We start from the raw sequence: 25735 nt of genomic DNA, 5'->3' as shown, positions 1-25735 counted from the left end.
CGCCGCTCAGTCCTGCTCGGCCCGCCAAGGCGTGCCCGGGACGACGAGGGGGCTGCCGGTGACCGGGTCGGGGACGACCACCGAGTCCAGGCCGAACACCTCGTGCACCAGCTCCGCCGTGACGATCTCCGCCGGGCGGCCGCGTGCCACGATCCGGCCCTCCTTCATCGCGATCAGATGATCGGCGTAGCGGGCGGCCTGGTTGAGGTCGTGCAGGACGGCGACGACCGTACGGCCGCGTTCGTGGTTGAGCTGGCGCACCAGGTCCAGCACCTCCACCTGGTGGGAGATGTCCAGATACGTCGTCGGCTCGTCCAGCAGCAACAGATCGGTCTCCTGCGCGAGCGCCATCGCGATCCATACGCGCTGCCGCTGCCCGCCGGACAGCTCGTCCACGGGGCGGTCGGCGAGCGCCGTCACGTCCGTACGCTCCATGGCGTCCGTGACGGCTCGTTCGTCCTCCTCCGACCACTGCTGCCACCAGTGCTGATGCGGTTGGCGGCCACGGGAGACGAGATCGGCGACGGTGATCGCCTCGGGCGCGACCGGGGTCTGCGGGAGCAGCCCCACGGCCCGGGCGATCTTCTTGGTGGGGATACGGGCGAGATCCGTGCCGTCGAGGAGTACGGCGCCGCCGCGCGGCCGCAGCAGCCGCCCGAGGGCGCGCAGCAGGGTGGACTTGCCGCAGGCGTTGGGGCCGACGATGACCGTGACCTCGCCGTCGGGTATCGCCAGGTCCAGCCCGTCCACGACGGTCCGGTCCTCGTAGGCGAGGGTCAGCTCACGCGCGGTGAGCCGGTTCGGGGCAGCGGGTTCCACCGGATCCGTTTCCGGCGTACGCGTACTCGCTCCCGTGGTACTGGCTCCTGTCCTGCCCGTTCCTGTCCTGCCCGGTCCCGTCGTACCCGGTCCCGTCGTACCCGTTGTGGACGCCGAAGCGGTCATGCGGCGGTGCCTCCCTTACGGCCGCGTCCCCCGGAAGACAGCAGCAGGTGGATCAGATACGGGGCGCCGACCGCGGCGGTCAGCACGCCCACCGGCAGTTCGGTCGGCGCGAACAGCTTGCGGGCCAGCAGATCCGCGGTGACGACGATGAACGCTCCGGCCAGGGCCGAGCACAGCAGCGGGATCTGGGCGGTCCGGGTCATCCGGCGGGCGATCTGCGGGGCGAGCAGCGCCACGAAGTCCACCGGGCCGGCCGCGCCCGTCGCCATCGACGCGAGCACGACGCCGAGGGACACCAGGCCCAGCCGTACCCGCCCGAGCCGTACGCCCAGCGCGGTCGCCGTGTCGTCGTCCAGGGACACCGTGCGCTGCGCCCGCGCCGCCCACAGCACACCGGGCAGCAGCACCAGCAGCGCCCAGCCGAGCGGAGCGGCCTCGTCCCAGCCGCGTCCGTTGAGCGAACCGGTCATCCACACCTTCGCCTGCTGGGCCACGAGATAGTCGCCCTTGGTCAGGAAGAGATGGGTGATCGAGCGCAGCGCGACGGCGAAACCGATGCCGATGAGCACGAAGCGGGCCGCCTGCAGCCCGCCGCGCCAGGCGAAGACGTACACCAGCGCGGCGGCGGCGAGACCGCCCGCGACGGAGAGATAGGGCAGGACGGCGAAGGAGGTGACCCCGTAGGTCATCGCGCCCACGGTCACCGCGCTCGCGCCCTGGCTGACACCGATGATGTCCGGGCTCGCGAGGGGGTTGCGGGCCACCGTCTGGATCAGCGCGCCCGCGATGCCGAAGGCGGCGCCGACCATCAGACCGAGCGTCATCCGGGGGAGCCGCAGCGTGCCGACGACGAGATCGTTCGGGGTGGCCTGCCCGAGGCCCCACTGGGTGTGCAGGACGGCCTTCACGGCGTCGGCGGGGGCGATGAAGCTCTCGCCGACGCACAGATACGCCACACAGACGGCGACGGTGGCCAGGGCCAGCCCGATCGCGACGAGGGCCGAGCGGCGGTGCAGCAGGAACGATCCGCCACGGAGGTCACGCCCGTCATGGCCGCCACGTCCGCCACCCTTGATGCGGATCAGGCCGTACCCGGCGGGGCGGACCCCCGGACGGACCTCGGGCCGGACACCCGGAGGGATCCCCGGACGGTCGGTGCGGCTGTCAGCGCGGCTTTCGGCGCCGCCGTCAGTGCGGCGGCTGTCGGTGGCGGTCACGCGGCCACCGTCTTCCGGCGGACCAGCGTGACCAGGAAGGGCACCCCGATCAGCGCGGTCATCACGCCCGCCGGGACCTCGCTCGGCGGGAAGAGGATCCGGCCCACCACATCCGAGACCAGCAGCATCACCGGGCCGATCAGAGCGGCCATCGGAAGCACCCAGCGGTGGTCGGTCCCGACGATCGCGCGGGCGATATGGGGGACCGCGAGGCCGACGAAGGCGAGCGGGCCGGCGGCGGCGACCCCGACCCCGGTGAGGATCGTGGCGCCGAGGGCGGCGACGACCCGTACGACCGCCACGTTCTGGCCGAGCCCCTTCGCGACGTCCTCGCCGAGCGCCAGCGCGTCCAGACCGCGTGCCACCGCGATCACCAGCACCGTGCCGACCAGCAGGAACGGCCAGATCTGGCCCACGATCTCGGTGTCCCGCCCGGCGAGCGAGCCGATCTGCCAGAAGCGGAACTCATCCAGGGCCGCCGCCTTCGTCGTCAGCACGCCCGTCGTCACGGACACCAGCAGCGCGTTGATCGCGGCGCCGGAGAGGGCGAGTTTGACCGGGGTCGCGCCGCCCCGCCCGCTGCTGGCGATGGCGTAGACGGCGACCGAGGCCAGCCCCGCGCCCGCGAAGGCGAACCAGACATAGCCGCCCAGCGTGTGCACCCCGGCGAAGGCGATCGCGAGCACCACCCCCACCGAGGCCCCCTGGCTGACGCCGAGGATGCCCGGGTCGGCGATCGGGTTGCGGGTGACGCCCTGCATCACGGTGCCCGCCATGGCGAGCGCCGCGCCGACCATCAGCCCGATGACGGTGCGCGGCAGCCGCAGGGACCGCACGATGTCGGCGGCGTCGCTCGAACCGCCGTGCAGCAGCGCGTCCAGCACCGCGCTCGGCGCGATCTGGCGGCTGCCCACGGCGAGACTCAGCAGGATGGCGAGCAGCAGGGCGACGACGGCCGTGGCCGTCCAGCCGAGGCGGCGGCGGACCAGTGAGGCTCTGGGAGGGCGGCTGCTGGTCCGGTCGGCGGTCATCGCTTCCGTTCGTTCGTCTCGCTCGTCGGCTACGAAGTTAGGCGAGGCTAAGTGTATGGGGTGGGTCGAGGCACAATGGCGGGCATGTCTTCGTACTCCGCTCCGTCCCCCGCCCCCACCACCGACCCGGGCTTCGCCGCGGACGCCGGGTCACACACGGTGACCGTCGGCTTCGACCTCGACATGACCCTCATCGACTCCCGGCCGGGCATCAAGGCGGCGTACGAGGCGCTCTCGGCCCGGACCGGCACCTACATCGACTCCGACCTCGCCATCACCCGGCTCGGCCCGCCGCTGGAGCAGGAGCTGGTGCACTGGTTCCCCGACGAGCGCGTCGAGGAGATGGGCGAGCTCTACCGCGACCTCTACCCGGAGTACGCGATCGGGCCCACCCCGGCCATGACCGGGGCCCGTGAGGCGATCGAGGCCGTGCGGCGGGCCGGGGGCCGGGCCATCGTCGTCACCGCGAAGCACGAGCCCAACGCCAAGCTGCATCTGAGCCACCTGGGCATCGAGGCGGACGCGGTCATCGGCTGGCTGTGGGCCGAGGCCAAGGCGGAGGCGCTGCGGGAATACGGGGCGACGGTGTACGTGGGGGACCACACGGGTGACGTACGGGGTGCTCGTACGGCCGCTGCGCTGTCCGTGGCGGTCGCCACCGGGCCCTGCCCGGCGGATGAACTGCTGGCGGCCGGCGCGGATGTCGTCCTGGACGATCTGACGGCGTTCCCGGCCTGGCTGGCGGGGCACATAGGCGGTCAGGCGTAGGCGGTCGCGTATAGGTGGGCACGCCTAGGCGGTCACAGAGCAGGTAAGCGGTCACGCAGCAGGCTGATTGGCTCGCTGACGCAGATCCGGGGCTGAACAGACCCCGGGCTGATTCACCCGTTTGGCGGTACGGCCGACGGCGGCACGTGGGCGGCCGCGGCCTGCCGCCGCTGCGCCGCGATGGAGCGCAACAGCCCCGCGGCGGCCAGGGCGAAGCCGACCCCCATCAGCATGCAGATGAAGTACGCCACCGACGGCAGCGGATCCGCGCCGAGGAAAAGCGGCGCGACGGTGACGAGCGTGGCCACCGCTCCGATGGCGAAGACGATGACGCCGGACCGGATGAGCCGGTCGCCGGGAAGGGGTGCCTCCCGGGGGTAGCGGGAGGAGCCGCCGGGGCGCGGGGTTTCATTACTCACCGCACCAGGGTAGATCCGTGCCAGAGCGCGCATAGGAACCACCCGGGTACGTCTTGTCACCAGGCTCGGGACCATTAGCCTTGGTGGTGGCGGGTCTTACGACCCGCTGTAGTGCTATCGAGAGCTGTTTTTCCGTGTTTTCCGACGAGCGACGAGGACGAGACAGACGTGCCTACCGGCAAGGTCAAGTGGTTCAACAGTGAGAAGGGCTTTGGCTTTCTCTCCCGCGATGACGGTGGCGACGTCTTCGTTCACTCGTCGGTGCTTCCGGAAGGTGTCGACGCACTAAAGCCGGGGCAGCGCGTGGAATTCGGCGTGGTGGCCGGAAACCGCGGAGACCAGGCATTGTCCGTCACCGTTCTCGACCCGACCCCTTCCGTGGCGGCCGCCCAGCGGCGCAAGCCGGATGAGCTGGCGTCGATCGTCCAGGATCTGACCACCCTGCTGGAAAACGTGACGCAGCAGTTGGAGCGCGGCCGCTACCCGGACAAGGCACACGGCCACAAGATCGCGGGCATGCTGCGAGCGGTGGCCGACCAGCTCGACGTATGACCTGATCGGCCCCGCACATACGACATCCCGTCAGGCGGAATCCATCAGCCGAATTCCATTGGAGCGCCGGAATCCGGCGGAACGTCAGACCGCGTCCAGCGCCCCGGGGCCGAGGGGCGGCACCAGCCCCTCGGCCGCCGCGCGGGTCAGCAGCCCGCGCACCGCGGCGTAGCCGTTCTCGCCCAGGTCGGCGGTGAACTCGTTCACGTACAGCCCGATGTGCTGATCGGCGACGGCCGGATCCATCTCCTGGGCATGCTCCAGGACATACGTCCGCGACGCCTCCGGGTCGTCCCAGGCCATCCGCACCGACGTCCGGGCGGCGTCGGCGAGTTCCCGCAGCCGCTCGTCGCCCAGTGAGCGCTTGGCGATGATCGCGCCGAGCGGGATCGGCAGGCCGGTGGTCTGCTCCCAGTGCTCGCCCATGTCAGCCAGGCAGTGCAGCCCGTAATTCTGATAGGTGAACCGGGCCTCGTGGATGACGAGCCCGGCGTCGACCTCGCCGTCCCGCACCGCGGGCATGATCGCGTGGAACGGCAGCACCTTGATCTCGCCGACCCCGCCCGGCACCTCGGCGGCGGCCCACAGCCGGAAGAGCAGATACGCGGTCGAACGCTCGCTCGGCACCGCGACCGTCTTCCCCGCCAGGTCCTTGCCGGTGAACTGCTGCCCCTCCCCGGGCTGCCGCGTGAGCACCAGCGGACCGCAGCCGCGCCCGAGCGCCCCGCCGCAGGGCAGCAGCGCGTAGTCGTCCAGCACCCACGGCAGTACGGCGTAGGACACCTTCAGCACATCGAACTCACCGCGCTCCGCCATCCCGTTGGTGATGTCGATGTCGGCGAAGGTGACATCGAGTGCGGGCGCGCCGGGGACGCGGCCGTGGGCCCAGGCGTGGAAGACGAAGGTGTCGTTGGGGCAGGGGGAGTAGGCGATCTTCAGGGGCTCAGTCACTGCCGGGTTCCTTCCGGGTCCAAGGTCCAGGTGCCGAGGAGGGGGGCGATGGTTCCGAAGGCGCTTGTGAGCGCCTCGAGCGCCGCCCCGATCCGCCAGGCCGCCCGGTCGCGCGGCCCGACGGCGTTCGAGATCGCCCGTACCTCCAGAGCGGGCACGGACTGGGCCGCGGCGGCCTCCGCCACGCCGAAGCCCTCCATGGCCTCGGCGGCGGCGTGCGGATGACGGCGCAGCAGCTCGGCGGCCCGTCCGGCGCTGCCGGTCACGGTCGACACGGTGAGCACGGTGCCGCGCACGGCGTCCGTCGCCTCGGCGACGGCGGCGACGAGCGCGGCGGGCGGGAGGTGTTCGACGGTTCCGAAGCCCAGATCGGTGACGGCGGCGAAGCCGTCGGGGGTCTCGGCGCCCAGGTCGGCGGCGACGATCGCGTCGGCGACGACGATGGAGCCGAGGCGCGCGGTGGCGGCAGGCTGCGCGGTGGCGGGGCGCTCGGTGGCGTCGGGGTGCGCGGTGGTGAAGCCGCCGCCGATACCGGCCGATACGGCGAGGTCGTAGGGCGTACGGGCGACCGCTGCCGCGGTCAGGGCGGCGGCGGCTCCGGCCGCCGCCGCCGCTGGGCCGACCCCGGCGGCCAGGACGTCCACGGTGAGCGGCGGCCCGGTGGGCGGCACCGGGCTCAGCCGGTGGATCATCCCGCCGGGGACGGGGAGTTCGGCCACCTCGGGGGCCGTGGCGCCGATGCCCCGCACCACGGCGTCCCGCTCGGCGGACACGGCCGTGACGATCAGCACGCGCATGGACGGTTCCCCCTTGTCAGGGCGTGGCTGGTTCTCCTGGGGCTGGTTCTCCTGGTGTGTCGGGTTCTCTCGACGTGCCCAGTTTTCCCAGTGCGGCCAGGCCCCGTAGGGCGGCGCTTCGTCCTACGGAGTCCCGTACGTCAGGAATCCTGTCAGGAGTCCCGCTCCAGCGTGAAGCGCCAGATGCCCTTGACGCCCTGGCTGCTCTTGCCGAGCTCGGCGATCGTGATCGTGACCTTCTTCTCGATCGTGGTCTGGCCCGTCTGCGGGTTCTGCTGGGAGAAGAGCGTGTCGCTGTCGAAGCTGCGGTACGTCTCCTTGCTCGCCTCGGCCATGACCGGGTTGTTGGCGATCAGGCCCCAGCTTGACTTGGCGATCTCGGGGTCCACCCCGATCCGCACCTTGTCTCCGGGGGTCACCTTGATCGTCTTTTCGGGCTTGGCGGAAAGGCACGCCTTGAACTTCTCCGAGCTCAGGTCCTTGCCGTCGCCGTAGCAGCCGTCGCTCGCCTCGGCCGTCACGGTGTCCGAACCGACCGTCACCGTTGCCAGCGGGGTCGGCTTGTCGCATGCGGAGAGGGCGACGAGCCCGAGGGACACAGCACAGGCGGCGGTGGCGGCGCGGCGGCCCTTGCCCCTGGAAAACAGCGCAGCGGTCATGCGGGCAGGCTATCGGGCCGCCCCGATCACTTCGCGCGCGGGTCAGGCGAGCCGTGGAGGCGGGTCAGGCCGACCGTAGACGCGACCCGGCCCAGTGGTCGTACCACGCAATTCAGGCCAGCCGCAGACGCGACCCGGCCCAGCCGTCGTGCACGCAATTCAGCCCAGCCGTCCTGCACGCGAATCAGGCCACCCGCGCACGCGGACACAGGCCCCCGCCCACGCGCCGCTCAAGCCACCCGTGGATACGGCGCCCCCCGCCGGGAGGCGCTCAGCAGCCCGCGGACGCTCAGCGCCACGCCCAGCGCGAGCACCGCCGCCGCGACCGCCATCCCCAGCACCCCGTGGAGCGGCAGCACGATGCCGATGGCGCCGCCGAGGACCCACGCCATCTGGAGCGTCGTCTCGGAGCGGGAGAACGCGGAGGTGCGGACCTCCTCCGGGACGTCGCGCTGGATCAGCGCGTCCAGCGACAGCTTGCCCAGCGCCTGGGAGATACCGGCCGTGGCGGCCACGGCGGCGACCGTCACCGCGCCGTAGAAGGCCGCCGACACGATGATCACGGCCAGGGCCGAGCTCAGCACCACCGCGATGATCCGCTCCGGACCGCGCGCCCGCTGCCAGGCGCCGATCGCGGTGCCCAGCGCGTTGCCGCCGCCCGCGCAGACGGCGGCCAGGCCGAGCGAGACCTCGGGGCCGAGCCCGCCCACGGGCTGGTCGCGGAGGAGGAAGGCGAGGAAGAGGGTGAGGAATCCGGACAGGGTCTTCAGCGCGGCGCACGCCTGCAGGGCGTGCAGTACGGAGGGGCCGACCGTACGGAGGCCGAGCCGCCCGGAACGGCTCCTGCGAAGGGTGCTCCAAAAGTTGGTCCAGAAGGCGGTCCTGGACCCACCGACCTTGGCCTTGGGTTTACGCACCGTCACCGTCACCGGTAGATGCAGATGGCGCTGTCCCGAGGTCAGCTGCGCCCTGGCCTCACCCTTCGCGGAGTCCACCTTGTGGGGGAGAGTGAACGACAGGAACCCGCCCAGCAGAAAGATCACGGACGCCCCGTACAGCGGCCAGCTCGGACCGATCTGATGCAGCCCGGCCCCCAGCGGGGCCGCCACGCCGGTCGCGAGCAGCCCGGCAAGCGTGACCCGTGAGTTGGCCTTGACCAGGGAGAAGTGGGGTGGGAGCAGCCGTGGCACGACGGCGGAACGGACGACTCCGTACGCCTTGGACGCCACCAGCACGCCCAGCGCCGCCGGATACAGCTCGAGGCCGCCGCCCGCCACCGCCCCCGCCATCGTCAGCGCGAGCACCGTACGGGTCAGCATCGCGCCCGCCATGGCCGCGCGGCGGCCGTGCGGAAGGCGGTCCAGGAGCGGGCCGATGACGGGGGCGAGTAGCGCGAATGGCGCCATGGTGATGACCAGGTAGAGCGCGACCCGGCCGCGGGCCTCGTCGGTCGGGACCGAGAAGAAGATCGTGGAGGCGAGCGCGACGGTGATCAGCATGTCGCCCGCGGAGTTCACCGCGTGCAGCTCGATCAACTTGCCGAGCCCCGACTCCCCGGCCCCATGGGCATGGGTGACCCGGCGGATGCCCCGCCCGGCCGCGGTGAAGGGGAGACGGAGCGCGAAGGGCAGACGGAGCGCATGGACGGCCCAGCGGTCCGACCGTCTGGTCGAACCGCCGCTGTACCACCGCTTGCCCGCCACCTGACCATGGTGCAGCCAACGCGGCCCCGGCGTCAGACCTTCGACGGCTTTCCGGCTGGCGGCGCCGCCGGCGGGGATCGGCAACACTCCGCTGTCCAGCGGAAATGTGGTTCACCCGGGGTGGGCGGGCAGCGGGTGGACGGCACGGGGGCCGGGGACGGGTATAGGACGGGCATGGGGCGGGGGTAGGGGCTGCGCGGCCGGACAAGGTAGCGTGCGTAACCGCGCCACCGAGGGTCGTTCCTGGCCGCGTGCCGAGTAGCCATCCCGCAGAATGGGACGTACAAGGTGCGCCCGAAGGCCGGATGGGCGCGGACGTCGACGCGGCCCCATGGTCCGCTCCGTCCGCGGTCCCGCGTTCCGGCCGTGCGGCTGGCGCACCAGGTCAGACGGCTGCGACGGCGTGGAAGAGAGAATCGATCCTGTGAGTGCGATGCGAAGCCGTACCCCCGACCGCCTGTGCGCCGAGGCGGTCGAACTCGCCCGCGAGGCGGCCATGGAAGCCGCCTTTCCGGGGAAGGTCGGCGAGTATATGGGCGCTGTCGCCGAGGGCGATCGAGTGGTCACGCATCTCTTCGAGAACCCCGAGCCGGGCTATCGCGGCTGGCGCTGGGCGGTCACCGTGACCCGCGCCTCCCGCGCGAAGGCCGTCACCCTGGACGAGACGGTACTGCTCCCCGGCCCCGACGCGCTGCTCGCGCCGGAGTGGGTGCCCTGGAGTGAGCGGCTGCGCCCCGGCGACATGGGGCCGGGCGATCTGCTCCCCACCGAGGCCGAGGACCTGCGCCTGGAGCCGGGCTACACGGGCGAGGACATCCCGCCGCCCAACTCCGTGGTCTCGGAGGAGATGCAGCAGCTCGCGGCGGTGGAGGAGGCCGATGTGACGGCCGGCGCCCCCGTCACCCAGACCGCCGCGCCCAAGACCGGCTCGATCGCGGCCATCGCCGAGGAGCTGGGCATGCGGCGCGCCCGGGTGCTGTCCCGCTACGGCCTCCACGTCGCGGCCGACCGCTGGGACGACGCGTACGGCGCCCAGACCCCCATGGCCCAGGCGGCCCCCGGCACGTGCGCGACCTGCGGCTTCCTGATGCCCCTCGGCGGCTCGCTGGGACAGGCGTTCGGGGTGTGCGCGAACGAGTTCAGCCCGGCGGACGGCCGCGTCGTCTCCCTCTCGTACGGCTGCGGAGCCCACTCCGAGGCGGCCGTCATGCCCAAGCCCCCGCGCCCGTCCGCGCCCGTGGTCGACGAGACCGTTGTCGAACCGCTCCCCCTCCACCCGGACCGCGCGAGCGGCTCCGTTGAGGCGGACACGCCGCCGGAGGAACTGGGCCACAGCTGAGGCGGTCTGCGGGGGCGCCCTGACGGGCGCGCCGTAGCCAGCTCATCGCTGAGACTCGCCTCAGGCCCGACCGGGTGGTCCGCGCGGGGGCGGGCGCGCGCCGTCGCCGCGATGGCGGCTGCGGCCCCCGCTCCCCCCCGCTGCTGCCGCCCCGTGGGGTGCCCGTGACGGCTGCTGTCCGCCGCTGCCCGGACACGCGCCTCCCGGACTCGTCCGGCGACGTGTGGGCAGGTGCGGCCGGGAGCCCCACGCGCCCGGCGGGCGGCCCTGTGCAGGGCGGCGCAGCATGAAGCGGTCTGTGCGAGGCGGGCGTGTGCGAGGCGGGTCTGTGCGGCGCGGGCGTGTGTGACGCGTGCCCGGCGGGCGGGTCTGTGCGGCGCGCGTCCGGCGGGCGGGCCTGTGCGACACGGCCCGGCCGTGCCCGGCCCGGTCCATGGGGCCGATCCGCCCGCAGGCGTCCGTCGGCAGGTCCAACGGCGAGCCCAGCCGCACCGGTTTCCGCCCCTGCGGGGCCGCCCGCCGGTGGAAGCATGGCCGAGTCGGACGGAGGGGCTGAGCGGGGGGCCGGACGCCGCGGGGGCCGAGGGGCTCGGGGCGAGGCGAGGAAGAAGACCTGGGAGGCAGGGGCAGACCCGGGGCTGAGGCGGGGAATCCGGTTGTCTGGAGCCCGAGGCGTCGTTTGGGCGCGGATAGCGGTACGTTCGCGGCTAGCAAGGGCGACACGCGAGGGAACGACGAGCGCGGTGGGGCGAGCCGCACCGCGGGGGGACTCGGCGGTGTGGAGCCGCGGCGCAGGACGGACCCCGACCAGGAACTCCGGAGGCGAGACGTGAGCAGCACGGCGATGGTGCGAGGCGCGACCGAGGACGCGGACCCGTTCGGGACCGCGCGGCTGCGGCGCGGCGTGCTGGACGCCTGGGCCGCGTCGCCCGCCCGGTTCCGGGAGGACGCCAACGCCGAGGAGGACCTGGCGCTGGGCGGCCACCGCGACCGGCTGGTCGTCGAGATGGCCCAGAACGCGGCGGACGCCGCCGCCCGCGCCGGGGTGCCCGGACGGCTGCGGCTGACCCTGCGGCCGGCCACCGACGGCGAGCCCGCCGTGCTGGCCGCCGCCAACACCGGGGCGCCGCTGGACGCGGTCGGGGTCGAGTCGCTGTCCACCCTGCGGGCGTCGGCCAAGCGGGACGAGCCGGAGAGCGCGGTCGGGCGGTTCGGCGTCGGCTTCGCGGCGGTGCTCGCGGTGAGTGACGAGCCCGCGGTCGTGGGCCGCACCGGCGGGGTGCGCTGGTCGCTGGCCGAGGCGCGGGACCTGACCCAGCACGCCACCGCCACCAGCCCCGGCCTCGCCGAGGAGCTGCGCCGCCGCGACGGCCACGTACCGCTGCTGCGGCTGCCGCTGCCCGCCGAGGGGATCGCCCCGGAGGGCTACGACACCGTCGTGGTGCTGCCGCTGCGCGACGGCGCCGCCCTGGACGTGGCCGAGCGGCTGCTGGCCGGGATCGACGACGCGCTGCTGCTCACCCTCCCCGGCCTGGCCGAGGTCGTGGTGGAGACCGTCGAGGGCACCCGGACGCTGCGCCGCCGCCAGGAGGGCCCGTACACCGTCATCGAGGACACCGGCGAGGGCAGCGGCGAGGCCAGCCGAGAGGGCAGCGGCGAGGCCAGCCGCGCCCGCGGTACGACGCGCTGGCGCACCGAGAGCGCCGGCGGGCGGCTGGAGCCGGAGTTGCTCGCCGACCGCCCGGTGGAGGAGCGGCTGCGCCCGGTGTGGTCGGTGACCTGGGCGGTTCCGGTGGATGCGGAGGGCGCGCCGATGCGGTCCGCGACCGCCCCGGTCGTCCACGCCCCGACGCCGACCGATGAGCCGCTGGGCATGCCGGCGCTGCTGATCGCGTCCTTCCCGCTGGAGCCCACCCGCCGCCACACCGCCCCCGGCCCGCTCACGGACTTCCTGCTGGACCGCGCGGCCGAGTCGTACGCGACGCTGCTGCGCGACTGGCATCCGGTCTCGGTCGGCACGATCGACCTGGTCCCGGGGCAGCTCGGCCGGGGCGAGCTGGACGGGGAGCTGCGCCGCAGGGTGCTGGAGCGGCTGCCGAGGGTGCCGTTCCTGCCCAGCGCCGCCGCACCGGCGGTGGGCGCGGGCACCGAGACCGTGGAGGGCTGGCTCGGGTCGCCGAACGCGCTCGGCCCGGACGCCGCCCAGGGCGGCCCCGCGGCGGGCGATGCGGCCGCTGCCGCCGCCCCGCCGGTGGCGGCGGCCGACTCCCCGGCCGACTGGGACGACGACGTGCTGGCGCGCGGCGGCTTCGAGGGCGAGCCGCACGCGCTGCGGCCCCGGGACGCCGAGGTCGTCGAGGGCGCGGGCGCGGAGACGGTGGAGGTGCTGGCCGAGCTGTTCCCGACGCTGCTGCCCGCGGGGCTGGAGCGCCGTTCGGAGCTGCGGGTGCTGGGCGTGGCCCGGGTGCCGCTGGGCGAGCTCATCGACCGGCTCGCGGGCGTGGAGCGCGCCCCGGCCTGGTGGCGGCGGCTGTACGACTCGCTGGGCGGAATCGACCCGGACCGGCTCAGCGGGCTGCCGGTGCCGCTGGCGGACGGCCGGACGACGATCGGGCCCCGGCAGGTGCTGCTGCCGCTGCCGGGCGAGGCAGACGGCGACCTGGACAGCATCGGAATCGACGGGACCGCGGAGCACCCCGGGGCCGCCTGGGCCGCCGAGTCCGCCGGGATGGCCGGAACCGCCGAGTCCGCGGGGATCACCGGGACCACGGAGGCCCCCGAGCGCGGCGGCTCGGTCGGCGCCACGCATCGCACCCTCGCCCGCCTCGGCCTGAAAGTTGCACATCCGGATGCCGCCCATCCACTCCTGGAGAAGCTCGGCGCGACCCCCGCCACCCCCCGCGCCGTGCTGACGACCCCGCAGGTGCGGGCCGCCGTCGCGCATTCGCTGGAGGCGGAGGACGAGTACGACCCGTTCGCGGAGGAGGGCGAGGCCCTCGGCGCGGCGCTGGACGCCGACACGCTGGCCGACACGGTCCTCGGCCTGGTCCAGCAGGCCCGGCTGGCGCCCGGCGACGAGCCCTGGCTGGCCGCGCTCGCGCTGCCGGACGAGGACGGGGAGCTGGCCCCGGCCGGTGAACTGGTCCTTCCCGGCAGCGCCTTCGAGCAGGTGATGCGGGAGGGCGAACTGGCCGCGTGTGACGCCGAACTGGCCGAGCGCTGGGGTGAGCAGCCGCTGGCCGCGGTCGGTGTGCTGGCGAGCTTCACGCTGGTCAGGGCCACCGATGTGGTGCTGGAACCGGATGAACTGGAGCCGCGCGAAGGCGACTTCACCGAGCCGGACGACGTCGGCGTGCTGGACGCCGTCGACGTGTGGTGCGAGGACGTGCTGGACCGGCTGCCGCAGACGCCGGTGCCGCCGGTGGCCACCGAGATCGTGGCCGTACGGGACCTGGACCTGGTCGACGACGACGCCTGGCCGCGGGCGCTCGCCATGCTCGCCCAGCCGCCGCTGCGCGACGCGCTCACCGCGCCGGTGCGGGTGCTGCTGCCGGACGGCACGACGGAGACGGTGCGCTCGTACACCGCGTGGTGGCTGCGCGGCAATCCGGTGCTGGACGGCCGCCGCCCCGCCGGGCTGCGCGCGGCCGGGGGCGATCCGCTGCTGGTGGGGCTGTACGAGGCGGTGGACGCGGCCGGGTTCGAGGACGAGCAGGTGCTGCGGGCGCTGGGGGTACGGACCTCCGTCGCCGCGCTGCTGGACGAACCGGGAGGCGCCGCCGAGCTGCTGGCCCGCCTCGCCGACCCGGACCGCGAGGTGACCCCCGCCCAGCTGCACGCCATCTACGGGCAGTTGGCCGACCTGGAACCCGAACAGGTGACCCTGCCGGACGACGTACGCGCCATCGTGGACGGCGAGCCGACGGTGGTCGAGGCGGGCGAGGCACTGGTCGCGGACGCCCCGGACCTGATGCCGCTGGCCGAGGCGGACGGCCGGGCGCTGCTGCCCGTACGGCCCACCCGGGCGGCGGAGCTGGCGGAGCTGTTCCAGGTGCGGCGGCTGAGCGAGGCGTACCCGGCGCGGGTGACCTCACAGGGCGATCCGCACGAGGTGCCCGAGGCGGTCCGCGAACTCCTCCCGGGCGCCCCGCTGTCGTACATCGAGCACGAAGAGCTGCTGATCGAGGGCGAGGGCGAGGGCGAGGACGAGCTGGACTGGCGGTACGTGGACGGCACCCTGCACGCCTCGACGGTCGAGGGTGTCGCGGCCGGTCTGGCCTGGGCCGCCGGCCACTGGTCCCGCCGGTTCGAGGTGGCGGCCCTGCTGGAGGACCTGACCCGTACGGAGGAGCTGGCGCGGGCCCGCTGGTTCGACTGAGTGACCGCCCGGGGGCTGTTCGGCTGACGGCTGCCCGGGGATGTCCGGGGTTGTTCGACGACGGACGGCCCGGGGCTGCCCGGGGTTGTTCGACTGCCCGGGGCGGGGCTTCTGCCTTGGGGTGGGGCTCGCGCCCCGAGGCGGGGCCTACGCCCGGTGAGGGCTTGCGCCCCGGGTCTGGTCTTGCCCGGGGCGGCGCTTGCGCCCCGGGGTCAGGTCTCGCGCCCCGGTCAGGGCCTGCGCCCCGGGGGCAGGGCCTCTGCGCCCCCGGTCAGGTCTTGCCCGCGCGGTCAGGTCTTGTCCGCCCGGCCAGGTCTTGCCGCCCGGTCAGGGCTTACGCGCTACGCCCGCGAAGATCCACAGGTCCTTGGCCTCCGCCTCTTCGCTGGCCTGTTCGTTCTCGGGCCTCCAGCGGTGGGGCATCACCACGCCCGGGTCGACCAGCTCCAGCCCGTCGAAGAACCGAAGGACCTCCTCCTGGGTGCGGCCCTGCACATGGATGCCGCTGCTGCGGTAGAGGTTGGTCACCGCGTCGGAGACCCCGCCGCGGGGGTCGAGCCCACCGTGCGAGAGCACGAGGTAGCTGCCCGACGCCAGGGGCTCGACCAGCTCTCGCACGATCTCGTACGGCTTCTGCTCGTTCGCGATGAAGTGCATGATCGCGTTGAGCGACAGGGCGATCGGCTGGGACAGATCGAGGGTGTCGGCCAGGTCCTCGGCGGCCAGGATGCCCTGCGGTTCGGTGACGTCCGCGTGGATGTAGGCGGTGCGGCCCTCGGGTGTGGAGAGCAACAGGGCCTGGGCATAGGCCAGCACGATGGGGTCGTTGTCCGCGTAGACGACCCGGGAGTCCGGGGCGATCTCCTGGGCGACCTGGTGGAGGTTGGGCTCGGTGGGTATACCGGTGCCGATGTCCAGGAACTGCCGTATGCCCGCCTCGCGCGCGAGCCAGCGGGTCGCGCGGTGCATGAATGACCGGTTGGCACGGGTCCACGGCTTGACGTCGGGCCAGACGGCCTCGACCTGTTCGGCGGCGAGGGTGTCGACCGCGTAGTGGGTCTTACCGCCCAGGAAGTAGTCGTACATGCGGGCCGAGTGCGGCTTGCTGGTGTCGATCTCATCGGCACGAAAGCGGTTACCGGTCATATCCCTCACATTACTGGTGAGTTGGCTGCCACAAGACGGTAGTTCCCGAACAAAGTGCGCGCCGTGAGGCTTCCGCAACATTGTGAACGACCCGTGAAGATCGTACAGTTGTCGCATCCGGCTCCGCCCGCGTATCTCCGCGGCGGGGCCCTCATCTTTCCGTGTGCACCGCAGACGGGTGAGCGGGTGCGTCGCAAGGAGGGGAGCGCGCCCGCGCACCAGGCCAGGGCGCCGGATCGCCGCCGGGAACGGCGACGGTCCGGCGCCGCGCCATCGCGCGGGTGTGTCGCCATCGCGGGTGCGTGGTGTGCGTGCTGGGGGTAGGCGCGTCAGCCGCTCTGCGCGTCGCCGTTCCGCGAGCCGTTGATCGCCGTGTCCCGGGCCCGTACGTACCAGACGCCGAGCAGTCCGAGGGCGCCGCCGGCCAGGCAGGTCCACAGCCACCACAGATGTCCGTGCTCGTCGAACCAGCGGTAGAAGGGCAGCTGGACGAGGAAGAGGACGAACCACACGATCGTGCCGCCGGTGATCGTGGCCACGACATTGCCTTCGAGCGGCTCCGGCGCCTCGTGCTTGGGGGTCCACTTCGTCATGGCCACAGCTTAAGGGGGCCGGTCATGGGCTCGGTCGGGGCCGTGCCGGGACCGGTTTGGCGATCGGGCCTTAATAGTTTCATACTCAATGCTTTCGGGTCTGGCTGGAATGTCTTGTTCGATCGTCCAAGAGACCCGCTGTTGATGTTCACGCAAGACTGAGGTCATCCATGTCCCCCTCGGCCCCCGCGCCGGTCGACGCCAGCGAACAGGCTCCGATTCCCCCTATGAACGGCATCGACAAGTTCTTCAAGATCAGTGAGCGTGGCTCCTCGGTCTCCCGGGAGATCCGTGGCGGCCTGGCCACGTTCTTTGCGATGGCCTACATCGTCGTACTGAACCCGATCATCCTCGGGGCCGGTACGGACAAGTTCGGGCATCAGCTCAACAACGGCCAGCTCGTCACCGCCACCGCCCTGATCGCGGGCCTGACCACGCTGCTCATGGGGATCATCGGCAACGTCCCCATCGCGCTCGCCGCGGGCCTTGGCATCAACGCCGTGGTCTCGCTGCAGCTCGCACCCAAGATGAGCTGGCCGGATGCGATGGGCATGGTGGTGCTCGCGGGTCTGGTGCTGATGATCCTCGTCGCCTCGGGCCTACGGCAGCGGGTGATGGACGCGATCCCGGCCGGGCTTCGGCGGGCGATCGCGATCGGCATCGGGCTGTTCATCGCCCTGATCGGCCTGGTCGACTCCGGCTTCGTCAGCCGTAACCCCGACTCCGCGCACACCACCGTCCCCCTGGGGCTTGGGGTGGCCGGGCGGCTGCAGGGCTGGCCGGTGCTGGTGTTCGTGGTCGGCCTCGCGCTCACGTTCATCCTGATCGTCCGCAAGACGCGCGGCGCGATCCTGATCGGCATCGTGACCATGACCCTGGTCGCGATCGTGATCAACTCCGTGGCCCACATCCCGGACGCCCAGTGGGGGCTGACCATCCCCAAGGTGCCGGAGAAGGTGGTCGACAGCCCGGACTTCGGCCTGGTCGGCCATGTCAGCCTCTTCGGCGGCTTCCATGAGGTCGGCCTGCTCACCGGCTGTCTCTTCGTCTTCACCGTGCTGCTGTCCGGTTTCTTCGACGCGATGGGCACGATCATCGGCGTCGGCGAGGAGGCCGGGCTGACCGATGAGCGCGGGCAGCTCCCGGGCATGGGCCGGATCCTGATGGTGGACGGCGTCGCGGTCGCGGGCGGCGGCTTCGGCTCGGCCTCGGCCAACACCTGCTTCGTCGAGTCCACGGCGGGCGTCGGGGAAGGGGCGCGCACCGGGCTCGCGAACGTGGTGACCGGCGGTCTCTTCCTGCTCGCGCTGGTCTTCACCCCACTGGCCAAGGTGGTGCCCTCGCAGGCCGCGACGCCCGCGCTGGTGGTCGTCGGCTTCCTGATCATGGCGGCGAACGTCAAGGAGATCGACTGGAGCGATTTCACGATCGCGATCCCGGCCTTCCTGACCATGATCTCGATGCCGTTCACCTACAGCATCACCAACGGGATCGGGCTGGGCGTGCTCTCGTTCCTGCTGCTGCGCATCGCCACCCGGCGGGCCAGGGAGATCCCGTGGCTGCTGGGCGCGGTGGGGCTGTGCTTCCTGGTGTACTTCCTGCTCAACCCGATCGAGCAGGCGCTCGGCGTCTCCTGAGCCGAGCCGTAGTCTCCTGAGCCGAGTCGGCGTCCGAGTCAAGTCGTCGTTCTGCCCTGGCGCGCCTGCCCTGGCGTAGGTCGTCCCCTCTGTACGTCGTCCCTTCCTGAGCGCCCAGGACCGTAGGTGTCCTGGGCGCTCAGGTGTTTCGCCGAGCGTCACTACCCGGAGTCAACTCACTCGTTCGGGTGAAATAGAAATAAGGGCTTAACCAGGGTTTTCATTAGGCGAGGTAATGAGTTATGCTAAAGACCATGCCGGATCTGTCCCGCTCCCAGCACAACGCGGAGGCGCCCCCCGATGACGCGGCCGCCGTGAGCGCCCTGCGGTCGGCAGTGATGCGTCTCTCGCGGCGGCTCAAGCACCAGCGGGTGGACGAGTCACTCAGCCCGACCGAGATGGCGGTCCTGGGCACGCTTGCCCAGTGCGGCTCCGCCACCCCCGGTGAGCTGGCCCGCAAGGAGCACGTCCAGCCGCCGTCCATGACCCGCATCGTGGCCCTGCTGGAGGCCAAGGGACTCGTCAGGCTCGAGCCGCATCCGGAGGACCGGCGGCAGAAGGTCGTCTCGCCGACCGAGCGGGCTGAGGCCATGCTCGAGGAGAGCCGACGCAAGCGCAACGCCTGGCTGGCCGAGCTGGTCGGGGAGCTGACCGAGGACGAGTGGGACGTGCTGCGCGCCGCCGCGCCCGTGCTGGAGAAGCTCGCGCATTTGTAAGAACAACCGAGGCAGCCAGGAGGCGAACACACTTGAGTACGGGACCCGGAGCAGACTCCGCACCCGCACCGAAGCACCCCATGAACTCCGCACCCGACCCCGCATCCCCCGTCACCACGGGACGCACCCGGGGCGGGACCTTCCGTTCGCTGAAGGTCCGTAACTACCGGCTGTTCGCCACCGGTGCCATGATCTCCAACACCGGCACCTGGATGTCGCGGATCGCCCAGGACTGGCTGGTCCTCAGCATCACCGGCTCCTCCACCGCCGTCGGCATCACCACCGCGCTGCAGTTCCTGCCCATGCTGCTCTTCGGGCTGTACGGCGGGGTCCTCGCGGACCGATGTCCCAGACGGCGGCTGCTGCTGTTCACCCAGACCGCGCTGGGGCTGTGCGGGCTCGCCCTCGCCGCCCTCACGCTCAGCGGCCATGTGCAGGTCTGGCATGTCTACCTGATCGCGTTCCTGCTCGGCATGGTCACCGTCGTCGACAACCCGACCCGCCAGGTCTTCGTCAACGAGATGGTCGGCCCCAAGGACCTGCGGAACGCGGTGAGCCTCAACTCCGCGAACTTCCAGTCCGCCCGGCTGGTCGGCCCGGCGGTCGCCGGTGTGCTGATCACCGCCGTGGGCAGCGGCTGGGCCTTCCTGATCAACGGACTCTCCTTCGCCGCCCCGATCATCGGGCTGCTGCTGATGCGCACCAGTGAGCTGCACAAGGTCGAGCGGGCGCCGCGCGGCAAGGGGCAGCTACGGGAGGGGCTGCGCTACGTCGCCGGGAACCCCGATCTGATCTGGCCGATCGTGCTCGTCGGCTTCATCGGCACCTTCGGCTTCAACTTCCCGATCTGGCTGAGCGCCTTCGCCGACGATGTCTTCCACGCCGGACCCGGTACCTACGGCCTGCTCAACACGCTGATCGCGATCGGCTCGGTGGCCGGTGCGCTGCTGGCCGCCCGACGCGTGGTGGCCCGGCGGCGGCTGCTGGTCGGGGCCGCGCTGATGTTCGGCGTGCTGGAGATGGTCGCGGCGGCGACCCCGTACTTCTGGCTCTTCGCGGCGCTCATGGTGCCGATCGGGATATTCAGCCTGACGTTCAACGTGACCGCGAACTCCAGCGTCCAGCTCGCGACCGATCCCGCGATGCGGGGCCGGGTGATGAGCCTGTTCATGATGGTCTTCGTCGGCGGTACGCCGATCGGCGGCCCGCTCGTGGGCTGGCTGACCGACACCTACGGCGCGCGCATCGGCTTCGCCGCGGGCGGTCTGGTCTCGGCCGCCGCGGCGGGCACGGTCGGGCTGCTCCTGGTCCGGGCCGGCGGTCTGCGGGTGAAGCTGGACCTCCGCCGCGGCCACCCGCGTGTGGTCTTCGTCCCCCGCACACCGGAGGACAAGCAACTCGCCGCCACGGCCTGAGCCCACCACGGAACTCAGCCCCTCCGGCGTTCGCGGAGCGAGGTCCGGGGCGGAGCCTCGGCGGGGTCAAAGGGGCGGAGCCCCTTCCCGCCCCGTGGGGGAGACTGTGCGGATGAGACTCTTCGCCGCCGTCTTGCCGCCGGACGCGGCCGTCGCCGAGCTGGCCGCGCGGGTCGAGGCGCTCCAGGCGCTGCCGGGGGCGGACGGGCTGCGCTGGACCGAGCGGGAGGGCTGGCACTTCACGCTCGCCTTCTACGGCGAGGTGGCCGAGGAGGTGCTGCCCGAGCTGCACACCCGGCTGGCCCGTGCCGCCCATCGGCACGGCGCCCACGAGCTGCGGCTGGCGGGCGGGGGCCGGTTCGACGACCGGGTGGTGTGGGTGGGCGTCGACGGCGACAGCGAGGCCCTGCGGCGGCTGGCCGACTCCGCCGAGGCGGGGGGCCGACGGGCCGGGGTCCCGATGGACCGGCACCGTCCGTACCATCCGCATCTGACCATCGCCCGTGCCCGCTCCTCCCGCCACCGCTCCGCCACCAGCCTGGTGCCGTACGTGGACGGGCTCACCGACTTCGCGGGCCGGGAGTGGACCGTGGGCGAGCTCTGCCTGGTGCGCAGCCATCCACCGGCCCCGGGCGTCCCCGGGCGGCAGCCGCGCTACGAGGTGGTGGCGGCCTGGCCGCTGGGGCACTGAGCGGTCCGGCCGCTGGGGGCACTGAGCGGTCCGGCTGATGGGCCACTGAGCGGTCCGGCTAATCTCAAGCCTGTGGACCCCAAGACCAGAAACATGATCATGAGTGGCGCGCTGGTGCTGATTCTCGTCGTCGTCGCCGCCGCGGCCGCCCTGGGCGGCTAGAGCCGCCATAGGACGCGTAACGGCAGGGGGCGCGGGCCGCGTACGGCCCACGCCCCTCAGCGCCTTCGCATACCGCCCCAGCGGCGACCGCCTCTGCGGCTACCGCCCGGCGGCGGCTACCAGGCGAACGCCTCCGGTGACGGCCCCGGACCCGGGAAGATCTCGTCCAGCTCCGTCAGCACTTCCTCGCTCAGCTTCAGCTCCGCGGCGCGTACCGCCGACGCAAGCTGCTCGGCCGTGCGCGGGCCCACGATCGGGCCGGTCACCCCGGGCCGGGTGAGCAGCCAGGCCAGGGCCGCCTCGCCGGGCTCGATGCCGTGCTTGGCCAGCAGGTCCTCGTACCGCTGGATCTGATCGCGCACCGCCGTGTTCTTCAGCGCGTCGGCGCTGCGCCCGGACGTGCTGCGCGATCCGCCGCCCTCGCGCTCCTTGCGGAGCGCGCCGCCGAGCAGTCCGCCGTGCAGCGGCGACCAGGGGATGATGCCCACGCCGTAGCCCTGCGCGGCCGGGATGACCTCCATCTCGGCGCGGCGCTCGGCCAGGTTGTACAGGCACTGCTCGCTGACCAGCCCGTACGAGCCACGGCGAGCCGCGGCCTCATTGGCCTGGGCGATGTGCCAGCCCGCGTGGTTGGAGGAGCCCGCGTAGATGATCTTGCCCTGCTGGACGAGGACGTCGATCGCCTGCCAGATCTCGTCCCACGGGGTGGAGCGGTCCACGTGGTGGAACTGGTAGAGGTCGATGTAGTCCGTGCCGAGCCGCTTGAGGCTGGCGTCCACGGCCCGGCGGATGTTGACGGCCGAGAGCTTGTCGGTGTTGGGCCAGGGCTCGCCCTCGGCGGCCATGTTTCCGTACACCTTGGTCGCGAGGACGGTCTTCTCGCGCCGCCCGCCGCCCTTGGCGAACCAGCTCCCGATGATTTCCTCGGTGCGGCCCTTGTTCTCGCCCCAGCCGTACACATTGGCGGTGTCGAAGAAGTTGATGCCCGCGTCGAGCGCGGCATCCATGATCGAGTGGCTGTCGGCTTCCTCGGTCTGCGGACCGAAGTTCATGGTGCCGAGGACGATCCGGCTGACCTTGAGACCTGTGCGTCCGAGCTGCGTGTACTCCATGGGATCAGCCAAGCCGTTGGAGTGCGCTCTAATCAAGGGGGGGGCGGGCCGGGGCATCGGTGGCCCGGCGACTGCCGGTGGTTGTGAATTCCCTTGGAAAACCCGAAGGCCCGCTTTTTGGCCCCCCGTGCGGTCAAAAAGCGGGCGTCATGGGATTTCTTGAGGCCGACCTATTCTGATCAGCGGGAAGCGCGGGCCTTCATAAAGCCGAGAGCGCCGAGGGCCAGGGCCATCAGTGCGCCGATCAGGACCATGTAGAGCCCCGGTCCAGCGGTCATTTCGTACAGCTTCGCGGCCTGCTCCGCCGCCTTTTCCGCGACCTTCTGCGACACCCCCTCGTCGTCCTTCAGCTTCTGGGTGACCAGCCGCTCGGGGTCCGCCATGTTGATGGCCGCGACGATCGCCATGGCCAGCCCCAGAACCCCGCCGACCAGGTAGAGCGCCGCCTTCTTGGTGACCATGGCGACGATGAACAGGATCCCCGCGACCAGGGCGATGATCAGCGTGATGATGCCATCGCCGTCGATGCCCTTGATGCCCCCGGTGGCGCCCTCGGCGTCGGAGACCACCCAGTTCACCATGGAGCCGACCAGTGCGATGACCGAGCCGACGATCGCGAAGATCGCGATCTTCTTGGACGGTGCGGCCGGTGCGGCCGGTGACGCGTGTGCGGCACCGCCGCTCGGGGCCCCTGCGGAATGCATGGGGGGCGCGCTTTGCGCATAAGAGGACTGGCTGTATTCGCTCATGAGCCCAGACCGTAAGCGGGGCCTTTCTGCATTGCAATGCCGCCGCCCGCTATGCCGCCAATGACCGATAAATTTCTCGCCGAAATAATCCCCGGATGAGGTCAAATAATCTGCGGGTTATTTCGGGCCGGCCGCCCGCACAAATAATTGACAGACGTTATCTGCCCGTGATCGCCGAAGTCATGCACGGGTGGGGTCATACATGGGTGGAGTCATGCATCGGCGGAAGTCATGCGTGACCGGAGGGAGCCTCTCGGCGCCTGTGCCGGGGGAGTCGCTCCGCGCCTGGTGGGCGAGTCGCTCGGCGCCTGGTGGGCGAGTCGCTCGGCGCCTGGTGGGCGAGTCGCTCCGTACCTGGTGGGCGAGTCGCTCCGTACCTGGTGGGCGAGTTGCTCCGTGCCTGGCCGGAGGGAGTCCTCCGGCGTGGTTCTGGCGCCGGACGCCCCCGGCGGGATGGCAGGCTTGGGCCCATGCGTCCGCTTCCGTTCGTACTCGGTGCCGCCGCGCTGCTGACCGTGTCCGCAGCCGCCCCGGCCGCCGCCGACGACTCGTCGTCGCCGTCTCCCTTCACGATCGAGGATCCACGGATCACCGAGTCCAGCGGCCTGGCCGCGAGCCGCCTCCACCCCGGCGTCTACTGGACGCACAACGACAGCTCGGACGGGCCGTACGTCTACGCCGTCGACGGCAAGACCGGCAAGACGGTCGCGCGGGTCACCCTGCGCGGCATAGGGGATCCCCGCGATGTGGAAGCGATCTCGATAGGGCCGGACGGCAATCTCTACGTCGGCGACATCGGCGACAACCTCGGCGGTACGTGGTCCCATGTGTGGATCTACCGCTTCCCCGAGCCGAAGCAGCTCAAGGACAGCACCGTCACCGCGACCCAGTTCACCGTCAAGTACCAGGGCGGGCCGCGCAATGCCGAGGCGCTGATGGTCCATCCCAAGACGGGCCGCGTCTATATCGCCAGCAAGAGCGACGAGGACGCCGGGCTGTATGCCGGACCGGCCACGCTGAGCCCCTCGGGGGTGAATGTCTTCCGGCGGGTCTCCGACCTCGACATGGAGGTCACGGACGGGGCGTTCGCCCCGGACGGCACCCGGCTCGTCCTCCGCGGCTATTTCTCGGCCGCCGAATACCGCTGGCGGGACGGAAAGCCGACGCGGCTCGAGGAGGAGCCGGGGCTGCCCCTGCAGCGGCAGGGCGAGTCGGTCACCTTCACCCCGGACGGCGGCACGCTCGTGTACGGCACCGAGGGCGCGGGCTCCAAGGTGACGCCGGTGGACCTCGGCGGGGAGCTGCTGCCGGACGCCACCGCGAAGGAGCAGAAGAAGAACGGGGAGTACTCCGACCGCGTCGACGGCAAGCTCACCGAGGACGAGAAGAACGGCAACCTGGTCAAGGCCGGGGTCACCTTCGCCGGTGCGCTGGTCGTGTTCCTCGGCCTGCGCAGGCTCTTCCGCCGGGGCCGCTCCTGATCGTCCGCGCATGCGAGATCGTCCGCGCATGCGAGATCGTCAGCGCTGCGAAATCGTCAGCGCCATGCGAAGGGGCCCGCGGCCGGTGCTCGGCCGCGGGCCCCTTGCGTACGGGCGTAAGAGCGCGCCTCAGAGGTGCTCGCGCCTCAGAGGTGCTCGATGACGTAGTCCACGCACGCCGTCAGTGCCTGGACGTCCGCCGGGTCGACGGCCGGGAACATCGCCACCCGTAGCTGGTTGCGGCCCAGCTTGCGGTACGGCTCGGTGTCCACGACGCCGTTGGCCCGCAGCGCCTTGGCGACCGCGGCGGCGTCGATCTCCTCGGTGAAGTCGATCGTGCCGACGACCTGCGACCGCTTGGCCGGGTCGGCCACGAACGGGGTGGCGAACTTGGACTCCTCGGCCCAGCCGTACAGCGTGCGCGACGAGGTCGCGGTGCGCCGTACCGCCCAGTCCAGACCGCCCTGTCCGTTGATCCACTTCAGCTGGTCGTCGAGCAGGAAGAGCGTCGCCAGCGCCGGAGTGTTGTACGTCTGGTTCTTCAGCGAGTTGTCGATCGCGGTCGGCAGCGAGAAGAACTCCGGGACGTGCCGGCCGGAAGCATGGATCCGGGCGGCACGCTCCAGCGCGGCGGGCGAGAACACGCCGATCCACAGACCGCCGTCGGCCGCGAAGGACTTCTGCGGCGCGAAGTAGTAGACGTCCGTCTCGGCGATGTCGACCGGCAGACCGCCCGCCCCGGAGGTCGCGTCCACCAGGACCAGCGCGCCCTCGTCGGCACCGGCCACCCGCTGGATGGGCATGGCGACACCGGTGGAGGTCTCGTTGTGGGTGAAGGCGTAGACGTCCGTGCCGCTCTCGGCGCGCGGCTCCGGATGGGTGCCGGGGTCGGAGGAGATCACCGTGGGCTCCTCCAGCCACGGCGCCAGCTTCGCCGCCTTGGCGAACTTCGAGGAGAACTCGCCGAAGGACAGATGCTGGGACTTGGAGTCGATCAGCCCGTGGGTCGCGATGTCCCAGAAGGCGGTGGAGCCGCCGTTGCCCAGGATGACCTCGTAACCCTCCGGGAGTTGGAAGAGCTCACGCACCCCTTCGCGCACCGCGCCGACCAGGTTCTTGACCGGGGCCTGGCGGTGGGAGGTGCCGAGCAGGGAGCTTCCGGTGGCGGCCAGGGCGCTCAGCGCCTCGGTGCGCACCTTGGACGGGCCCGAGCCGAAGCGTCCATCGGCGGGCTTGATGTCATCGGGAATCCGGATCTCAGCCACGACCGAAGC

General features: G+C 71.9%; 22 protein-coding genes. 9 read left to right on the top strand and 13 right to left on the bottom strand.

Annotated elements, in window-relative coordinates; translation table 11 throughout:
• Positions 1-6: 6 nt before the first annotated feature.
• From CGL27_RS22100 to CGL27_RS22090, 3 genes are all read right to left on the bottom strand, one after another.
• On the bottom strand, positions 7-945 hold the full coding sequence (locus CGL27_RS22100; protein ID WP_107439088.1) for an ABC transporter ATP-binding protein: 939 nt from the start codon (positions 943-945) through the stop codon (positions 7-9).
• The gene (locus CGL27_RS22095; RefSeq protein WP_119994495.1) at positions 942-2087 is read right to left on the bottom strand and encodes an iron chelate uptake ABC transporter family permease subunit; all 1146 of its coding nucleotides are present in this window, start codon (positions 2085-2087) and stop codon (positions 942-944) included. The genes CGL27_RS22100 and CGL27_RS22095 overlap by 4 nt, the downstream gene beginning before the upstream one ends.
• Positions 2088-2158: 71 nt before the next feature.
• Positions 2159-3193: an iron ABC transporter permease gene (locus tag CGL27_RS22090; protein ID WP_119989518.1), complete on the bottom strand. Its 1035-nt coding sequence runs from the start codon at positions 3191-3193 to the stop codon at positions 2159-2161.
• A 75-nt stretch (positions 3194-3268) separates the two neighbouring features.
• Between CGL27_RS22090 and CGL27_RS22085 the strand changes: the two genes are divergently transcribed.
• Positions 3269-3961, top strand: a complete 693-nt coding sequence (locus tag CGL27_RS22085; protein WP_205587731.1) for a haloacid dehalogenase-like hydrolase — start codon at positions 3269-3271, stop codon at positions 3959-3961.
• A 113-nt stretch (positions 3962-4074) separates the two neighbouring features.
• Here the strand turns inward: CGL27_RS22085 and CGL27_RS22080 are convergent, their stop codons facing one another.
• On the bottom strand, positions 4075-4380 hold the full coding sequence (locus CGL27_RS22080) for a hypothetical protein (protein ID WP_119989516.1): 306 nt from the start codon (positions 4378-4380) through the stop codon (positions 4075-4077).
• A gap of 168 nt (positions 4381-4548) precedes the next feature.
• Here CGL27_RS22080 and CGL27_RS53195 point away from each other — a divergent pair, with 168 nt between their 5' ends.
• Positions 4549-4932 carry a cold-shock protein gene (locus tag CGL27_RS53195; RefSeq protein WP_014061494.1) on the top strand — a complete coding sequence of 128 codons (384 nt, stop codon included), beginning with the start codon at positions 4549-4551 and terminating at the stop codon, positions 4930-4932.
• A gap of 84 nt (positions 4933-5016) precedes the next feature.
• On the opposite strand, the gene CGL27_RS22070 is transcribed toward CGL27_RS53195, so the two are convergent.
• The 4 genes from CGL27_RS22070 to CGL27_RS22055 form a co-directional block, all read right to left on the bottom strand.
• Complete coding sequence (locus CGL27_RS22070) at positions 5017-5883, bottom strand: 1,4-dihydroxy-6-naphthoate synthase (protein WP_107439087.1); 867 nt, start codon at positions 5881-5883, stop codon at positions 5017-5019.
• A complete protein-coding gene (locus CGL27_RS22065) occupies positions 5880-6680 on the bottom strand; it encodes a futalosine hydrolase (protein WP_119989514.1) in 801 nt (266 codons plus the stop codon). The genes CGL27_RS22070 and CGL27_RS22065 overlap by 4 nt, the downstream gene beginning before the upstream one ends.
• A gap of 152 nt (positions 6681-6832) precedes the next feature.
• Positions 6833-7339, bottom strand: a complete 507-nt coding sequence (locus tag CGL27_RS22060) for a hypothetical protein (protein WP_078642078.1) — start codon at positions 7337-7339, stop codon at positions 6833-6835.
• A gap of 230 nt (positions 7340-7569) precedes the next feature.
• Entirely contained in the window at positions 7570-8970 is a 1401-nt protein-coding gene (locus CGL27_RS22055) for an MFS transporter (RefSeq protein ID WP_205587938.1), read from the bottom strand.
• 505 nt (positions 8971-9475) lie between these two features.
• On the opposite strand from CGL27_RS22055, the gene CGL27_RS22050 reads away from it, so the two are divergent.
• Together CGL27_RS22050 and CGL27_RS22045 are read left to right on the top strand one after the other, a co-directional pair.
• Positions 9476-10381, top strand: coding sequence for a DUF3027 domain-containing protein (locus tag CGL27_RS22050; protein WP_078642077.1), 906 nt, complete (start codon positions 9476-9478; stop codon positions 10379-10381).
• 844 nt (positions 10382-11225) lie between these two features.
• Complete coding sequence (locus CGL27_RS22045) at positions 11226-14759, top strand: molecular chaperone Hsp90 (RefSeq protein ID WP_119989512.1); 3534 nt, start codon at positions 11226-11228, stop codon at positions 14757-14759.
• A gap of 327 nt (positions 14760-15086) precedes the next feature.
• Here the strand turns inward: CGL27_RS22045 and CGL27_RS22040 are convergent, their stop codons facing one another.
• Together CGL27_RS22040 and CGL27_RS22035 are read right to left on the bottom strand one after the other, a co-directional pair.
• Positions 15087-15905 (bottom strand): SAM-dependent methyltransferase, encoded by an 819-nt coding sequence (locus CGL27_RS22040; RefSeq protein WP_119989510.1) that lies wholly within the window; start codon positions 15903-15905, stop codon positions 15087-15089.
• A gap of 329 nt (positions 15906-16234) precedes the next feature.
• On the bottom strand, positions 16235-16498 hold the full coding sequence (locus CGL27_RS22035) for a DUF2530 domain-containing protein (RefSeq protein WP_078642074.1): 264 nt from the start codon (positions 16496-16498) through the stop codon (positions 16235-16237).
• Between the two features lie 170 nt (positions 16499-16668).
• Between CGL27_RS22035 and CGL27_RS22030 the strand changes: the two genes are divergently transcribed.
• The 4 genes from CGL27_RS22030 (at position 16669) to thpR (ending at position 20957) form a co-directional block, all read left to right on the top strand.
• The gene (locus CGL27_RS22030; protein ID WP_119989508.1) at positions 16669-18135 is read left to right on the top strand and encodes an NCS2 family permease; all 1467 of its coding nucleotides are present in this window, start codon (positions 16669-16671) and stop codon (positions 18133-18135) included.
• A 254-nt stretch (positions 18136-18389) separates the two neighbouring features.
• On the top strand, positions 18390-18851 hold the full coding sequence (locus CGL27_RS22025; RefSeq protein WP_078642072.1) for a MarR family transcriptional regulator: 462 nt from the start codon (positions 18390-18392) through the stop codon (positions 18849-18851).
• Between the two features lie 80 nt (positions 18852-18931).
• Positions 18932-20266 carry an MFS transporter gene (locus CGL27_RS22020; RefSeq protein WP_240450596.1) on the top strand — a complete coding sequence of 445 codons (1335 nt, stop codon included), beginning with the start codon at positions 18932-18934 and terminating at the stop codon, positions 20264-20266.
• Between the two features lie 112 nt (positions 20267-20378).
• The gene (gene thpR / locus CGL27_RS22015; RefSeq protein WP_119989505.1) at positions 20379-20957 is read left to right on the top strand and encodes an RNA 2',3'-cyclic phosphodiesterase; all 579 of its coding nucleotides are present in this window, start codon (positions 20379-20381) and stop codon (positions 20955-20957) included.
• Between the two features lie 278 nt (positions 20958-21235).
• Here the strand turns inward: thpR and CGL27_RS22010 are convergent, their stop codons facing one another.
• Both CGL27_RS22010 and CGL27_RS22005 read right to left on the bottom strand, forming a co-directional pair.
• Entirely contained in the window at positions 21236-22231 is a 996-nt protein-coding gene (locus CGL27_RS22010) for an aldo/keto reductase (RefSeq protein ID WP_119989503.1), read from the bottom strand.
• 179 nt (positions 22232-22410) lie between these two features.
• Entirely contained in the window at positions 22411-22935 is a 525-nt protein-coding gene (locus CGL27_RS22005) for a hypothetical protein (RefSeq protein ID WP_078642068.1), read from the bottom strand.
• Positions 22936-23450: 515 nt separating this feature from the next.
• Here CGL27_RS22005 and CGL27_RS22000 point away from each other — a divergent pair.
• Positions 23451-24461: a hypothetical protein gene (locus CGL27_RS22000; RefSeq protein WP_119989501.1), complete on the top strand. Its 1011-nt coding sequence runs from the start codon at positions 23451-23453 to the stop codon at positions 24459-24461.
• Positions 24462-24607: 146 nt separating this feature from the next.
• Here CGL27_RS22000 and serC read toward each other — a convergent pair whose 3' ends face one another.
• Positions 24608-25726 (bottom strand): phosphoserine transaminase, encoded by a 1119-nt coding sequence (gene serC, locus CGL27_RS21995; RefSeq protein WP_078642066.1) that lies wholly within the window; start codon positions 25724-25726, stop codon positions 24608-24610.
• Between the last annotated feature and the right edge of the window lie 9 nt (positions 25727-25735).

Source organism: Streptomyces sp. 11-1-2 (genome assembly GCF_003595545.1).
In the GTDB taxonomy this organism is placed as follows: domain Bacteria; phylum Actinomycetota; class Actinomycetes; order Streptomycetales; family Streptomycetaceae; genus Streptomyces; species Streptomyces hygroscopicus_B.
This window is presented reverse-complemented; position numbering and strand designations above follow the sequence as displayed.

Coding starts and splice junctions, on each gene's coding strand:
- CGL27_RS22100 (WP_107439088.1), bottom strand. CDS start 945: ATGACCGCTTCGGCGTCCACAACGGGTACGACGGGACCGGGTACGACG.
- CGL27_RS22090 (WP_119989518.1), bottom strand. CDS start 3,193: ATGACCGCCGACCGGACCAGCAGCCGCCCTCCCAGAGCCTCACTGGTC.
- CGL27_RS22085 (WP_205587731.1), top strand. CDS start 3,269: ATGGCGGGCATGTCTTCGTACTCCGCTCCGTCCCCCGCCCCCACCACC.
- CGL27_RS22065 (WP_119989514.1), bottom strand. CDS start 6,680: ATGCGCGTGCTGATCGTCACGGCCGTGTCCGCCGAGCGGGACGCCGTG.
- CGL27_RS22060 (WP_078642078.1), bottom strand. CDS start 7,339: ATGACCGCTGCGCTGTTTTCCAGGGGCAAGGGCCGCCGCGCCGCCACC.
- CGL27_RS22050 (WP_078642077.1), top strand. CDS start 9,476: ATGCGAAGCCGTACCCCCGACCGCCTGTGCGCCGAGGCGGTCGAACTC.
- CGL27_RS22045 (WP_119989512.1), top strand. CDS start 11,226: ATGGTGCGAGGCGCGACCGAGGACGCGGACCCGTTCGGGACCGCGCGG.
- CGL27_RS22040 (WP_119989510.1), bottom strand. CDS start 15,905: ATGACCGGTAACCGCTTTCGTGCCGATGAGATCGACACCAGCAAGCCG.
- CGL27_RS22035 (WP_078642074.1), bottom strand. CDS start 16,498: ATGACGAAGTGGACCCCCAAGCACGAGGCGCCGGAGCCGCTCGAAGGC.
- CGL27_RS22030 (WP_119989508.1), top strand. CDS start 16,669: ATGTCCCCCTCGGCCCCCGCGCCGGTCGACGCCAGCGAACAGGCTCCG.
- CGL27_RS22025 (WP_078642072.1), top strand. CDS start 18,390: ATGCCGGATCTGTCCCGCTCCCAGCACAACGCGGAGGCGCCCCCCGAT.
- CGL27_RS22020 (WP_240450596.1), top strand. CDS start 18,932: ATGAACTCCGCACCCGACCCCGCATCCCCCGTCACCACGGGACGCACC.
- thpR (WP_119989505.1), top strand. CDS start 20,379: ATGAGACTCTTCGCCGCCGTCTTGCCGCCGGACGCGGCCGTCGCCGAG.
- CGL27_RS22010 (WP_119989503.1), bottom strand. CDS start 22,231: ATGGAGTACACGCAGCTCGGACGCACAGGTCTCAAGGTCAGCCGGATC.
- CGL27_RS22005 (WP_078642068.1), bottom strand. CDS start 22,935: ATGCATTCCGCAGGGGCCCCGAGCGGCGGTGCCGCACACGCGTCACCG.
- CGL27_RS22000 (WP_119989501.1), top strand. CDS start 23,451: ATGCGTCCGCTTCCGTTCGTACTCGGTGCCGCCGCGCTGCTGACCGTG.